This is a genomic window from Streptomyces sp. NPDC089915, from assembly GCF_040684675.1.
GTDB lineage: Bacteria > Actinomycetota > Actinomycetes > Streptomycetales > Streptomycetaceae > Streptomyces.
Genome location: NZ_JBFBGN010000041.1, coordinates 1 through 13,418, shown reverse-complemented (window position 1 = coordinate 13,418; position 13,418 = coordinate 1). Strand labels below are relative to the sequence as shown.

The window sequence follows — 13,418 nt, the reverse complement described above, 5'->3', positions numbered from 1 at the left end:
GGCGGCGGCCGGCCCGGGGCCCGCGGCCTCAGCGGGGCGGCAGGACCGGCAGGGTCATCCGGTAGCCGCGGCCCAGCAGCTGGGGCAGGTAGGCCTCCAGCGCCCGGACGCTCTGCGACCGGTTGCCGCCCGCGTCGTGGTTCAGCACGATCACGTTCGGCGCGGCCCCGTCCAGGACCCGGGAGACGATGGTCGTGGTCCCCGGCTCGGTCCAGTCGAGGCTGTCCACGGTCCAGGCGAGGGGCTCCATCCCCAGGTCCGCCCCGATCTCGAACGCGGCCCGGTTCCACGCGCCGTACGGGGCCCGGAACCACAGCGGGGGCTGTCCGACGGCCTGCTCGACGACCTCGCTCGTGCGCCCGATCTCCGACTCCAGCGCGGACCGGCTGAGCTGGGGGATCTGCGGGTGCGTCCAGGTGTGGTTGCCGATGACGTGGCCCTCGGCGGCCATCCGGCGCAGCAGGTCGCGGTTGTCGGTGGCCATCTCCCCGCAGACGAAGAACATCGCGCGGACCCCGTACCGGCGCAGGGTGTCCAGGATCGCCGGGGTGTAGCGGGGGTCGGGGCCGTCGTCGAAGGTGAGCACCATGGCCTTGTTCCCCGCGGCCGCCCCCTGGGGCAGTTCCAGGATGGGCCGGGTGCGGACGGCGGGTTTCACGGCGGGCGGCCTGGCGGGGGCCTCGGCCGTCATCGGCTCCAGCCGGTGGGCGGCGTCGGGGAGCCCTTGCGGGTGCGCGCCCGGCGCCCCTGCGGCCCCGGGGCCTCCGGCGGGCGTGGAGCCGCCGCCCTGGGGCGGTCCGGGCGGTGCGGCCGGGGAGCCGCCTTCGCCCGCGTCGAGCAGTCCGGAGGATGCGGCGGCAGCGATTCCGAGGAAGACGGCGGTACGCAGGAGCACGCGTCGCCCTACTGTCGGCTCGTCATTTGTCATTATTACTACGTATCAACGACATCGCCGCAGATGTCGAGAGGCGCGGAGGCGCCCCGTCCGGCTCACCCGCTCGGACCAGCCACCGCCCGGGCAGCGGGCAGCGGGCCGGGGCGGCGGCCCGGTCAGCTCTGGCGCACCAGCGGGAACGGAAGCGTCTCGCGGATCGTCAGACCCGTGAGGAACATGACCAGCCGGTCGACCCCGATGCCCAGTCCGCCGGTGGGCGGCATCGCGTACTCCAGGGCGTCGAGGAAGTCGTTGTCGAGTTCCATCGCCTCGGGGTCCCCGCCCGCCGCCAGCAGGGACTGGGCGGTCAGCCGGCGCCGCTGCTCCACGGGGTCGGTGAGCTCCGAGTAGGCGGTGCCCAGTTCGGTGCCGAAGGCCACCAGGTCCCAGCGCTCGGCGAGCCGGGGGTCCCTGCGGTGCTGGCGGGTGAGCGGGGAGACGTCGGTCGGGAAGTCCTTGTAGAAGGTGGGGAGTTTCGTCCGCTCCTCCACCAGCCGCTCGTACATCTCCAGGACCACGTCGCCCCGGGTGTCCTCCGGCCCGTGCGGGACGCCCGCCCGGTCGCACAGGGCGCGCAGCCGGTGCTCCTCGGTGTCGGCGTCGACCTCCTCGCCGAGGGCCTCGCCGATGGCCCCGTACATGGTCTTGACCGGCCAGGGGCCGGAGATGTCGTGGACGACGAGCTTGCCGTCGGGGCCCGCCTTGTGGGCGATGGGCGAGCCGAAGGCGGCGGTGGCGGCGCCCTGGATCAGCTCGCGGGTCAGGTCGAGCATGACGTCGTAGTCGGCGAAGGCCTGGTAGGCCTCCAGCATCGTGAACTCGGGGTTGTGCTTGTAGGAGACTCCCTCGTTGCGGAAGGTGCGGCCCATCTCGAAGACCTTCTCCATGCCGCCGACGCAGAGCCGCTTGAGGTAGAGCTCGGGTGCGATGCGCAGGTACAGGTCGAGGTCGTAGGCGTTGATGTGGGTGCGGAAGGGGCGGGCGTTGGCGCCGCCGTGGATCTGCTGGAGCATCGGGGTCTCGACCTCCAGGTAGCCGCGGTCCAGGAGTCCCTGGCGCAGCGCCTGCACGGCGCTGGAGCGGGCCCGTACGACGTCGCGCGCGTCGGGGCTGGCGACGAGGTCGAGGTAGCGGCGCCGGACCCGGGCCTCCGGGTCGGCCAGTCCCTTGCGTTTGTCGGGCAGCGGGCGCAGGCACTTGCCGGTGAGCTGCCAGGAGTCGACGAGGACGGAGAGTTCGCCGCCGCGGCTGGCGGCGGCGGTGCCGCCGGCGACCACGAGGTCGCCGAAGTCGACCTGGGAGGTGAACGAGTCCAGCGCGGCCGCTCCGGACTCGTCGCGGGTGAACATCAGCTGGACGTCGCCGGTCCAGTCGCGCAGGACGGCGAAGACCACGCCGCCGAGGTCGCGCACGACCATCACCCGGCCGGCGAGGACGACCGGTTCGCCCGTCCGGGTGCCGGGGGCGAGCCGGCCGGGGTGGGCGGCCCTCAGCCGCGCCGCGGTGTGGGTGCGCTGCCGGATGCCGACGGGGTAGGGGTCGGTGCCGGCGGCGCGGATCCGCTCCAGCTTGGCGTGGCGGACGCGGACCTGATCGGGGAGCCGCTCGGCGGGCGCCCGCTCCGCCTCCTCGCCGGCGAACTGCAGGCCGAGGGAGTCGATGGAGGGCAGGTCGGCGGTGTTCACGGGGGCGGTGAGGCCCCGGGGGTGGTGGCCCTTGCCCCAGAGTTTGCGCAGGCTGGGCACGGAGACGAAGCCCTCGGCGATACCGGAGGCGAGGCTGACGCGGGCGAGCGAGCCGGCGTCCTGGTAGCAGAGGAAGCGGGGGTACCACTCGGGCCCGTACTTCACGTTGGAGCGGTAGAGGGCCTCCAGCTGCCACCAGCGGGAGAAGAAGAGCAGCAGCCTGCGCCACAGCTTGAGGACGGGGCCGGCGCCGATCCGGCCGCCCTCCTCGAAGGCGGAGCGGAAGACGGCGAAGTTGAGGGAGATGCGGCGTACGCCGAGGCCGGGGGCGGCCGCGCAGAGCTGGGCGACCATGAACTCCATGACCCCGTTGGGGGCGGTGCGGTCGCGGCGCATCAGGTCGAGGGAGATGCCGTCCTTGCCCCAGGGGACGAAGGACAGCAGGGCGATCAGTTCGCCCTGGGCGTCGAAGGCCTCGACGAGCAGGCAGTCCCCGTCGGCGGGGTCGCCGAGCCGGTCCAGGGCCATGGAGAAGCCGCGTTCGGTCTCGGTGTCGCGCCAGCGGTCGGCGCGGTCGACGATCGTGCGCATCTCGTCGTCGGTCAGGGCCGAGTGGCGGCGGATCACGGTGGTGGCGCCGGTCCGCTTGACCCGGTTGACGGCCTGCCGGGTGACGCGCATGTCGCGGCCGTCGAGGTCGAAGTGGGCGACCTGAAGGATGGCCTCGTCGCCGAGCTGGAGGGCGCTGAGCCCGGAGCGGGCGTACGCGGTGGCGCCGGTCTCGGAGGCGCCCATGACGGCGGGCTGCCAGCCGTAGCGGCGGGCGACGGCCAGCCAGGCGTCGATGGCGGGGGTCCAGGCGCCGGGGTCGCCGACCGGGTCGCCGCTGGCGAGGCAGACCCCGGCCTCGACGCGGTAGGTGACCCCGGCCTTGCCGTTGGGGGCGAAGACGACGGCCTTGTCGCGCCGGGTGGCGAAGTAGCCGAGGGAGTCGGCGCGGCCGTAGGCGCCGAGGAGGGCGCGGATGCGCGGTTCCTCGTCCCCGTGCAGGGCTGCGGTCAGCCGCTGGGAGCGGAAGAGGGTGGAGGCGGCGTTCAGCAGGGCGGCGGCGCCGAAGAGGCCCAGCAGGAAGTAGAGGGCGCGGGGCGGGCGGCCGTCGAACTGGCGGGCGGAGAAGAGTCCGCCGAAGACCTGTTTGGCGGCCCAGTCCAGCCACTGCCCCTTGGGCAGGGTGCCCGGGAACAGGGCGACGAGGGCCCAGCCGAGGAAGACGGCGGTGAGCAGTCCGAGCCCGAGGACGAGCATGGCGCGCCAGACGGCGCCGGGGCGGGAGGCGGCGTAGAACTCCTTGCGGGCGGCGATCAGCACGACGAGGGCGGCCACCGCGAGGGCCAGGGAGAGGCCGCCGACCCAGAGGTCCCCGTCCCCGATGATCAGCACGTCGACGAGGATCAGCAGGGCCAGATAGGTGACGACGATCCACCAGGCGATCTTCTTGCGGATGCCGAGCGCGGCGGCGAGCAGGAAGAGGAAGACCGCGTAGGCGAGGTTGGCGCTGACCGGGACGACGAAGTCGTCGAGGAAGCGCACCACGGGCCGCAGCAGACCCCGCAGTACCGGGGAGAGCGCCAGCAGCGCGCAGAGCAGGCCGAGCGTGCCGAAGAACGCCCCGAAGGCGTCCGGGACCCGGTTGAGGAACCTGCCGCGGGTACCGCGGGTCTGCTCCAGCGTGGCACTCATGCCATGCACTGTAGGGAGGGCGGCGCCGCGGCGCGCGCCGAACGGGATAGCCTCGGCAGGGTGACGGAGCACGCGAGTACGGCATTCGAACGGGGCACGGACGGGCCCAAGGTCATCCTCGCGGGGGTGGACGGATCGGAGTCCTCCCTGCGGGCCGCGGCCTACGCGGCGGGCCTGGCCCGGCGGCAGAACGCGCTGCTGGCGCTGGTGTACGTCCAGCCGGTGATGGCGGCGGGGGCCGCCCTGGGGGCGCCGGTGGCCGAGGCGACCGGGGAGGTCGCGGAGGAGATCGTGGCCGAGATCCGGGCCTCGGCGGAACGCCTCAAGGGGATCTTCGAGGTGCGGTGGCGGTTCCACACCTTCCGCGGGGATCCGTACGCGGGCCTGGTGAGCGCCGCCGACGAGCTGAAGGCGGACGCCGTGGTGGTCGGCGCGTCGGAGCGGGCCGGCCACCGGCTCGTCGGCTCGGTGGCGGTGCGGCTGGTGAAGGCGGGGCGCTGGCCGGTGACGGTGGTCCCGTAGGGGGCCGGGTCAGCGGGCGCGCCGCAGGCCGTCCTTGGCGGCGTCGCGGCTGAGCACGGCCTCGGTGACGGCGTCCTGGGCGCCCTCGTACTCGGCGTTGCCGGGGTCCTGGGCGAGGGCGGCGGGCAGGTTGACGACGCGGCCGGCGGAGAGGTCCATCATCTGCGGGACGAACTCGGCCGCGGTGACCCGCCAGCGCTGTCCGGGCGCCGCGGGCGGGGCGAAGGTGAAGCGGCCGATGGAGCCGTAGTTGCCGCGCATGTCGCGGGCGCCGGTGTCGTTGAACATCTCGCCGGCGACCTGGTCGCCCATGCCGTAGACGATCCAGGTCCCGTTGACCTTCTCGTAGGCCTGCGGGATGTGGGCGTGGGTGCCCAGGATCATGTCGATGTCGGGGCGGCCGCCGGTCTGCGAGGCGGTGAGGGCCTTGCCGAGGGAGAGCTGGGTCTCGTCGGGTTCGGTCTGCCATTCGGTGCCCCAGTGCAGGCTGACGAGGACCACGTCCGCGCCCGCCTTCCGGGCGGCCCGGGCGTCCGCGACGATCTTGTCCTGGGTCATCAGGTTGACGGCCCACGGCTGGCCGTCGGGCATCGGGTAGCCGTTGGTGTCGTAGGTGTAGGCGAGGTGGGCGACCTTGGCGGAGCCGGCCGTGTAGAGGGTGGTCCGGGCGGCCTCGGCGGCCGTGCGGGCGGATCCGGCGTGGCCGAGGCCGACCTTGTCGAAGCGGTCGAGGGTGCGCTTCAGGCCTTCGGCGCCGTCGTCCAGGGTGTGGTTGGAGGCGGTGGAGCAGCCGTCGTACCCGGCGTCCTTGAGGGCGTCGGCGACGCTGGGCGGGGAGACGAAGGCGGGGTAGCCGCTGAAGGGGCCGTCGTCGTCCCCGTAGATGGTCTCCATGTGGCACAGGGCCAGGTCGGCGGCCGAGACCAGCGGTTTGACCGCGGAGAACATGGGCCGGAAGTCGTAGCCCTCGCCGCCCGCGTCGGCGGCGGCCCGCCGGATGACGGAGGTGTGCGGGAGGACGTCGCCGCTCGCCACGAGGGTGAAGCCCCGGGCGGCGGCGGGGGACGGGGATCCGGCCGTACCGGCGGGGGCGCCGGCGGCGCTGGAGCCGAGCCGGGCGGGGGTGGCGGGGCGGCCGCCGCCGGAGCAGCCGGCCGCCGTGGCGGACAGCAGGGCGGCCGACAGCAGGGCGAGGGCCCGCCGGGTTCGCTTGGTCATGAGCCCAGCTCTCCTTGAATGGATTATCGGATTATCTGCAATCCCTATGAATCCTTGGGGAGAAGGGCGGGGAGTCAAGGACCGGCGCCGTCCGCCCGGCCCCGCCTCACTCCGACGGCCCCGGCCGCCGTTCGCCGCGCCGTTCAACCGTTCGTCGTCCGGCGCGGCCGCCCACCGGACCACCGGGGTGCTTGGGCGCAACGGCGGCGCCGGACGGTTCCCGGGCGGCCCCGCGCAGGTGAGGGTGGGTGGAGCCGGATCACCGAGACCCGCCCGGCCCTCCCCGCCGGCCCCGCCCCCAAGCCCGCCCGCCCCGTCGCCCCGAAGCCCCGTCGCCCGCCCCGCGGACCCGGAAGGAGCCATTGACGTGCCGCCCTCCCCCACCCTCCAGCGCACGGAACCCGAGGCGCTCGCCGCACTCCAGCACGAGCACGGGCGGGCCCTGTTCGGCTTCCTCCTCGGCCTCACGGCGGGGGACGCGCAGCGCGCCGAGGACCTCGTCCAGGAGACCCTGGTCCGGGTCTGGCAGCACCCCGAGGTGCTGGCGACCGGACACGAGTCCATGCGGCCCTGGCTGTTCACCGTCGCCCGGCGCCTCGCCATCGACGCCCGCCGGGCCCGGATGTCACGCCCCCAGGAGGTCGAGCCCGACGGCCTGGAGCAGGCGGCCGCGCCGGAGGACGCCGTGGCCGGGTCGGTCACCGCGATCGACGTGCGGCGGGCCGTCGGGAGCCTCGGACGGGAGCACCGCGACGTGCTGATGCAGGTCTACTTCCAGGACCGCTCGGTGGCCGAGGCCGCGGCAGAACTGGGCATTCCGGCCGGCACGGTCAAATCCCGTACGCACTACGCCCTGCGCGCCCTGCGGAAGGGGCTCCAGGGGTACGGACTGGGGGCCTGAACCGGGGGCGCGGGGCGGGGGCACGCCCCGGCCCCGGTGGAGGAACACTCAAGGAACGCCCCCCACGCGCACGAACCGGACACAAACCACGCCGAAATCGGCATCAGTCCGTTCAAGTTGAGTAAACATCCCCCGTTCCGCGAGCCCGCCGGTGAAGGCTCGGGGGTGACGGCGGCAGGCTCGACGCGCGGGAGAAGGTGGAACGGTGCAGCCCGAGGGTTCGAACGGCACCAGTGACGGCGGACTGGCGGTGCCCATGGCATGGCTCTACGCGGAGTACATCGCGGACGAGCTGCTGCGCACGGGCCGGCTGATCCCGGTCAGCACGCTGGAGTTCCGGGCCGGACGGGACACGCTCGCGCTGACGATCTACCTCTCGGACGCGGCCGGCGAGCTCTCCGGCATCCGGGTCGTCTCCCAGCTCGACGAGTGGCTCTCCCTGACCGCCTACGGGCACCCCTGGCGCGACTGGGTCCAGACCCGGTTCCTCACCCTGGGCGAGGAGGCCCGCGAGCGCGGCGGCGGCGAGGACCCCGACCTGGAACTGGCCCGGGCGGCCTGGCGCTGGCTGGACCACACCGAGCTGTTCGCCACCAACCTCGACCCGGACCACGCCGGCGAGACCGGCCCCCCGCCCGGCCTGGACGAGAACGCCCGCGTCTGGACCCCGGCCTGGCAGCTGGGCCTGCCGCTGGGGCACCTGGCGATGCACCTGTTCTGACGTTCGGTCAGCGGAACCGGGCGGGCGGTTCCGCGGGGTCGGTCACCAGGCCGGTGAAGTCCGCCTCGTTGCGTTCGGCCCGCGCCACGTACCAGCGGGCGATCAGCCACATCACCGGGTACGCCACCAGCCCGAGGGCCACCCACACCGGCGTGCCCGCGGCCGCCCGGGGCATCAGGAAGCCCAGCGGGAGCAGCCCGAGCAGCAGGACGAGGACGGCCACCGCGCCCAGCCCGGCGCGCAGCTGGCTGCGCATCAGGGCGCGTACGTAGGTGGCGCCGAGGGTGGTCTGCTCGGAGATCTCCGAGCGGGCCGGGGCGTGCGCGGGCGGCCTGCGGCGGGCGCCGCGCGGGACTCCGGTGACGACCTCCCGCCGGGGCGGTGGCTGCTGCTGCTCGGCCATGGTGGCCGAGTCTACGCAGCGGCCCCGCTACTTGAGGAGGCGGGAGAGCCTGCGGTCGGCGAGCGGTTTGCCGCCGGTCTGGCAGGTGGGGCAGTACTGGAGCGAGGAGTCGGCGAACGACACCGAGCGGACCGTGTCCCCGCACACCGGGCAGGGCTCGCCCTCCCGGCCGTGTACGCGCAGCCCGCTCTTCTTCTCGGCCTTCAGCTGCCCCGCCGCCAGCCCGTGGGCCCGTTCGACGGCGGTGCGCAGGGTTTCGCGCATGGCCTCGTACAGGTGGGTGACCTGCTCCTCGTCGAAGGAGGCGGCCTGCTTGAAGGGGGAGACCCGGGCGGCGTGCAGGATCTCGTCGCTGTACGCGTTGCCGATCCCGGCGATCACGCCCTGGTCGCGCAGCAGTCCCTTGATCTGGCGCCGCTCACCGGCGAGGAGGGCGGCGAAGGAGTCCCGCCCGAAGGCGCCGGCGAGCGGGTCGGGGCCGAGGCGGGCGATGCCGGGGACCTTCGCGGGGTCGCGGACCACGTACACCGCGAGGCCCTTGCGCGTCCCCGCCTCGGTGAGGTCGAAGCCGCCGCCGCCGTCGAGGACGACGCGCAGCGCGAGCGGGCCCTTGCCGGGGCGCGGGGGCTGCGCGGGGAGGGAGTCCTGCCAGCGGAGCCAGCCGGCGCGGGCGAGGTGGGTGACGAGGTGGAGGTCGCCGACGCGGAGGTCGAGGAACTTGCCGTGGCGGGCGACGGGGCCGGCGGGCCGTCCCTCCAGCGCGGTGAGCGGGGGGTCGTAGGTCTTGAGCACGCTGACGGCGAGCGGGAGGATCCGTTCGACCACCCGCCCGGTGAGGTGCTCGTCGAGGAACTCCCTGAGCGCCTCGACCTCCGGTAGCTCCGGCATCCTCCCAGGGTGCCGCGCCCGTCCGCCCGGCGCGACCCGGCCCGTGGGGCCGCCGCGCGGGGCCGGGGTCCCCTACCCGCCCTTCCACCGTTCCCCGGGAGCTCCGCCCCCAGTCCCCCGCGCCTCGAACGCCGGCGCGACGCTCCTACACCACGAACTCGCACCACACGCACTTCCCGCTCCCCCTCGGCTCCACCCCCCACACGTCCGCCAGCCGGTCCACCAGCATCAGCCCCCGCCCCGACACCCCCGCCTCGCCCGCCTCCCGCCGCCGCGGCAGGGCGCTGGAGCGGTCCTCCACCTCCACCCTCAGCCGGTGCTGCGGCCCGCTCAGCACGCGGAGGGTCACGATGGCGGGGCCGTCCGTGTGCATCAGGGCGTTCACGATCAGCTCGTCCGCGACCAGTTCGATCTCGTCGGCCCGGCTCCGCGCGCCCCACGCCCGTACCGCCGCGCCGATCATGTGCCGGGCCGCGACGAGGGCCTCGGGGTCCCCGGGGGCCACGTGCTGGCGGAGCCGGCCACCGCCGGCCCGGCCGGCGTCGTCGCCCTCGCGGCGCAGCAGCAGGAGGGCCATGTCGTCGTCCCCGCCCCGCTCGTCGGCCACCTCGCACAGCCGGTCGGCGAGCGTCTGGAGGTCCTGCGGCCCCTCGCGGACCAGTCCGGCCAGCGCCCGGATGCCGTCGTCCAGGTCGGCTCCGGGCTGCTCCACCAGCCCGTCGGTGCACAGCAGGAGCGTTTCCCCGTGGTCGAGTTCCACCGTCGTCACCGGGTACTCCAGCCGGCCGAACTCGGCCGACAGCCCCAGCGGCATCCCGCCCTCCACGGGCAGCCGCCGGCACTCCCCGTCCCGGGTGCGCAGCAGCGGGTCGATATGGCCGGCGCGGACCACCTGGAGCACCCCGGTGGAGAGGTCGGCCTCGGCGTACGTGCAGGTCGCGAAGCGGTCGGTGTCCAGTTCGTGCAGGAAGACCGAGGCCCGGGCCATCACCGTGCCCGGCGAGTGCCCCTCGGCGGCGTAGGCGCGCAGCACGATGCGCAGCTGTCCCATCACGGCCGCCGCGTGCGTGTCGTGGCCCTGGACGTCCCCGATGACGGCCCCGACCCGGCCGCCGGGCAGCGGGATGACGTCGTACCAGTCCCCGCCGATGTCCTGCCCCATCCGCGCGGAGCGGTAGCGGACGGCGATCCGGGCTCCGGGGACGGCGGGTATCCGGCGGGGCAGCATGGCCTGCTGGAGGCCTTCGGCGAGGTCGTGCTCCTGTTCCAGCAGCATCGCCCGCTGGAGGCTCTGCGCGATGCTGCTGCCCAGGGCGACCAGCAGGTTGCGCTCCTCCTGGGTGAAGCCCTCCTTGTCCTCGTAGAGCAGGCCGAGGGCGCCGATGGGGCGGGCCTGGGCGATGAGCGGCAGGTAGGCGGCGGCCGAGATCCGCATGTACGAGATCTTCGACCAGAGCGCGGGGTACCCCTCGGCGAACTCCTCGGCCGATTCCAGGAACCGGGGCTGGAGCGAGCGGACGACCTCGCTCATCGGGTACTCCTCGTCGATCCGGGTGTAGCGCGTGCCGGGGACGAAGCTGCCGGCGGGGCCTTCCGCCACCAGGTGGATCCGGCCCGCCTCGACGAGGCCCATCACCATGCCCATCGAGCCGAGCCGCTCCAGCCCGTGGGCGTCGCCTATGACGTCGATGACGTCCTTGACGGTGCGGGCGTGGGCGAGGGCGGCGGTGGTGGACTCGACGACGGAGGTCTGGCGGCGCCGCTCCTCGTCCAGGCCGAGGCGTTCGGCGGAGTGGCTGAGCTCCTCGGTGGCGTCGCGGACGATGCCGATGATCCGGTACGGGCGGCCGTCGGGGGCGCGCAGGACCCGGCCCTGGGTGTGGGTCCAGCGCAGCCGCCCGTCACGGCAGCGGATACGGAAGTAGGCGCCGTAGCTGTCGGAGCCGCTCTTGAGGGCGCTGGAGACGAGCGCGTCCAGCCGGGCCCCCTCGGCGGGCGGGACGCGCCGGCCCAGCGACTCCGGCCGCCCGTCGTACTCCTCCGGGGGCGTGTCGAAGACGTCGAGGGCCGCCGCGTCCAGGTGCATGAGCCCGGTGACCAGGTCCCAGTCGAAACTGCCCATCCGGTTCAGTGACAGGGACCGGTCCGGGTGTGCGGGCCAGTCCTCCGGCAACGATACGGTGCTCGGCACCGATCCACCATGACACAGGGCGGGGTCAGGCGCTCTCCAGGTAGGGGGCCTGGTCGGCGCCCTGGTCGGCGCCCCGCTGCTGGTCGGGGGAGCCGAACGGGTCGGGGGAGCCGAACGGGTCGGGGGAGCCGAAGGGGTCGGAGGGCGCGGCCGGGTCCGGGGTCAGCCCCGGTTCGGCGGGGACGGGCGCGAGGGGGGCCTCCGAGAAGGGGTCGCCGGGGGTGGTGGACGGGGGCAGGCCGGGGGTGGTGGCGCCGCTCGGGACGTCCCCGGGCGAGCTGGCGGGCGGCTCCTGCGGTGCGGTCGGCCGGCCCGGGGTGGCGGTCCCGGTGCCCGTGCCCGTGTCCGTGTCGGACGGGCAGGGGGCGGGCGTGGGGCCGGTGGCGGACGGCGGTCCCGGACGGCCCTCCTCCCCCGGCCGGCCGGGGTCCGCGGGGACCGGGAACCGCTCGTCCACGGGGGCGCCGGGGACGGGCAGCTTCTCGTCCACGGGCGCTCCGGGGACGGGGAACCGCTCGTCCACCGGGCCCTGGGTCCCGGGGACCGGCAGCTGCTCGTCCACGGGGGCCTGGGCACCGGGGACCGGCAGCTGCTCGTCCACGGGGGCCGCCTGTGCTCCCGGCGGGCCGGCGGCGGGGGGCGCGTCCAGGGGTGCGGTGTCGGTGCGGGCGCCCATGGGGGCCGCCTGCCCGGGCAGGTCGAGGGGCGGGGCCGTCTCCGGCAGCTGCCGCCCCCCGGCGTCCGGGGTCACGTCCAGCGGCGGGGCCGTCTCCGCGAGGTCGGGCGGGCCGGACGGCGGCGCGGAGGGGGTCGCGGGCGGGACGGTGCGGGAGGGGCCGTGGGGGCCGGCGGTGGCGCACGGGTCGGCGGGGTCGTCCGGCGGGGTCGCGGGCGCGTTGGGGATGCCGTCGGCCGGGTCGTAGGGGGGCGGGGTCTTCGGCGTCTTGTCCTGGGCGCCGTCGTCCCCGGCCTTGCGTTCGATCCAGGTGTTGTCGGCGACGTTGACGATCACCAGCCTCTTGATCGGCTGGATGGTGGGCTCGATGACGATCACCTGGTTGGGCCGGTAGCCGTTCCACTGGTCCCCCTTGAGCACCGGGTTCCCCTTGGCGGAGCGGGGCGCGGCCAGCGGGTTCCCGCAGCCGCAGCGGACCCTGGGCATGCCGTGGTCGTCCACGAGGACGGCCGTTCCGGCCTGGAGGACGGCCTGGTAGCCGTCGGCGCGGCCGTCGCGGAAGCCGTGGTTGGTGATCCGGGTGTCGGCCCGCAGGACGACGGGGGTCAGGCCCCGCAGGAACTCCGGGATCTTCTCCTGCTGGACGCCGGTGGCCTGGGCGAAGGCGCGGGCCTTGGCGTCGTCGGCGGTGAGGTGGGCCGCCTGGCGCTCGACGTCGCAGCTGCCGAGCCGGTTCGTCCCGCCGTACAGGCCGGGGGTGGCGGCCCCGACCGTGCGGATGCCCTGGCCGCTCTTGTTCGGCACCGGGGGCTGGACGGGGGCCGACTCGGCGGTGGCCGTCGAGGCGGTGAAGGGGTCGGGTCCGGCGGCACCCACCGGCAGGAGGGTGACCTCCTGGCTCTCGGCCGCGGCGCCCTTGGTCTGCTCGGGCTCCTGGGCGCCGCAGCCCGCGGCGATCAGACCGAGCAGTGCCAAGACGGCGGCTCCTGCCGGTACATGACGGCGCGGCGCCTGACGGGGTGTCGGTGCGGGCACGTCGTACACGTCGTTCACGCTGGATCTCCCTTTTCGCCCCGGTTGCTCCTCTCTTGTCTGCCGCATCCTTCCCGGGGCCGCAACCGGAGTTCCGGCAGATGCGCGCCGAGCACGCATTGAACACGTTCAAGAAAGGGCCTAGAGTGACGACCGTCGGACTTGAACGTGTTCAAAGGGGTGGGCCGTGACCGTGCTCGTGAACCTGATCGTCGCCCTGGGGATGCTCTACGCCGTCCCCGCCGGCCTGCGCCTGATCGACCCGGCCGGGCTGGGCACGGCGGCCCGGCTCTGGCCGTGGGCGGCGGTCCCGGGGGCGCTGTCCCCGTGGCTGCCGCGCGGGAGCGCCGCCACCGTGCTCGCCGCCGTGTACGCGGCCGCCGCCCTGGCCCTGCTGGGCGCGGCCGGGGCCAGGGCCTGTCGTCAAACTCCCGTCGTCGCCCGAAGGGCGGCCCCGCGGCGTCTGGTGCGTGCTCTCGGCGTGCCGGGCGGAAGCCCGCGTACTGG

The 13,418-nt window shown here is 74.7% G+C and carries 11 protein-coding genes; 4 read left to right on the top strand and 7 right to left on the bottom strand.

The genetic code is table 11. From position 1 onward, the window contains the following. Positions 1–28 precede the first annotated feature (28 nt). Positions 29–928: a polysaccharide deacetylase family protein gene (locus AB0O29_RS15275; RefSeq protein WP_365151701.1), complete on the bottom strand. Its 900-nt coding sequence runs from the start codon at positions 926–928 to the stop codon at positions 29–31. A 122-nt stretch (positions 929–1,050) separates the two neighbouring features. Continuing rightward, complete coding sequence (gene lysX / locus AB0O29_RS15270) at positions 1,051–4,359, bottom strand: bifunctional lysylphosphatidylglycerol synthetase/lysine--tRNA ligase LysX (protein ID WP_365151699.1); 3,309 nt, start codon at positions 4,357–4,359, stop codon at positions 1,051–1,053. Between the two features lie 60 nt (positions 4,360–4,419). Here lysX and AB0O29_RS15265 point away from each other — a divergent pair, with 60 nt between their 5' ends. Continuing rightward, the gene (locus AB0O29_RS15265; RefSeq protein WP_365151697.1) at positions 4,420–4,881 is read left to right on the top strand and encodes a universal stress protein; all 462 of its coding nucleotides are present in this window, start codon (positions 4,420–4,422) and stop codon (positions 4,879–4,881) included. Positions 4,882–4,890: 9 nt separating this feature from the next. Here the strand turns inward: AB0O29_RS15265 and AB0O29_RS15260 are convergent, their stop codons facing one another. Then, positions 4,891–6,099, bottom strand: a complete 1,209-nt coding sequence (locus tag AB0O29_RS15260; protein ID WP_365151695.1) for a CapA family protein — start codon at positions 6,097–6,099, stop codon at positions 4,891–4,893. 367 nt (positions 6,100–6,466) lie between these two features. On the opposite strand from AB0O29_RS15260, the gene AB0O29_RS15255 reads away from it, so the two are divergent. After that, on the top strand, positions 6,467–7,000 hold the full coding sequence (locus tag AB0O29_RS15255; protein ID WP_365151693.1) for a sigma-70 family RNA polymerase sigma factor: 534 nt from the start codon (positions 6,467–6,469) through the stop codon (positions 6,998–7,000). A 256-nt stretch (positions 7,001–7,256) separates the two neighbouring features. Continuing rightward, positions 7,257–7,721, top strand: a complete 465-nt coding sequence (locus AB0O29_RS15250; protein ID WP_365151771.1) for a hypothetical protein — start codon at positions 7,257–7,259, stop codon at positions 7,719–7,721. Between the two features lie 7 nt (positions 7,722–7,728). Here the strand turns inward: AB0O29_RS15250 and AB0O29_RS15245 are convergent, their stop codons facing one another. The 4 genes from AB0O29_RS15245 to AB0O29_RS15230 all read right to left on the bottom strand — a co-directional run bounded on the left by AB0O29_RS15245 (position 7,729) and on the right by AB0O29_RS15230 (position 12,854). Next, on the bottom strand, positions 7,729–8,124 hold the full coding sequence (locus AB0O29_RS15245; protein ID WP_365151691.1) for a hypothetical protein: 396 nt from the start codon (positions 8,122–8,124) through the stop codon (positions 7,729–7,731). Positions 8,125–8,151: 27 nt separating this feature from the next. Next, positions 8,152–9,012: a DNA-formamidopyrimidine glycosylase family protein gene (locus AB0O29_RS15240; protein ID WP_365151689.1), complete on the bottom strand. Its 861-nt coding sequence runs from the start codon at positions 9,010–9,012 to the stop codon at positions 8,152–8,154. 145 nt (positions 9,013–9,157) lie between these two features. Further along, complete coding sequence (locus AB0O29_RS15235; protein ID WP_365151769.1) at positions 9,158–11,221, bottom strand: SpoIIE family protein phosphatase; 2,064 nt, start codon at positions 11,219–11,221, stop codon at positions 9,158–9,160. A gap of 7 nt (positions 11,222–11,228) precedes the next feature. Continuing rightward, positions 11,229–12,854: a DUF6777 domain-containing protein gene (locus AB0O29_RS15230; RefSeq protein ID WP_365151687.1), complete on the bottom strand. Its 1,626-nt coding sequence runs from the start codon at positions 12,852–12,854 to the stop codon at positions 11,229–11,231. Positions 12,855–13,098: 244 nt separating this feature from the next. Here AB0O29_RS15230 and AB0O29_RS15225 point away from each other — a divergent pair. Next, positions 13,099–13,418 (top strand): YndJ family transporter (locus AB0O29_RS15225; protein WP_365151685.1); only part of this gene is annotated, 320 nt, incomplete at its 3' end.

What these genes read in the sequence shown, in the direction of transcription:
- AB0O29_RS15260 (WP_365151695.1), bottom strand. Translation starts at nt 6,099, where the DNA reads ATGACCAAGCGAACCCGGCGGGCCCTCGCCCTGCTGTCGGCCGCCCTG.
- AB0O29_RS15245 (WP_365151691.1), bottom strand. Translation starts at nt 8,124, where the DNA reads ATGGCCGAGCAGCAGCAGCCACCGCCCCGGCGGGAGGTCGTCACCGGA.
- lysX (WP_365151699.1), bottom strand. Translation starts at nt 4,359, where the DNA reads ATGAGTGCCACGCTGGAGCAGACCCGCGGTACCCGCGGCAGGTTCCTC.
- AB0O29_RS15240 (WP_365151689.1), bottom strand. Translation starts at nt 9,012, where the DNA reads ATGCCGGAGCTACCGGAGGTCGAGGCGCTCAGGGAGTTCCTCGACGAG.
- AB0O29_RS15250 (WP_365151771.1), top strand. Translation starts at nt 7,257, where the DNA reads ATGGCATGGCTCTACGCGGAGTACATCGCGGACGAGCTGCTGCGCACG.
- AB0O29_RS15275 (WP_365151701.1), bottom strand. Translation starts at nt 928, where the DNA reads ATGACAAATGACGAGCCGACAGTAGGGCGACGCGTGCTCCTGCGTACC.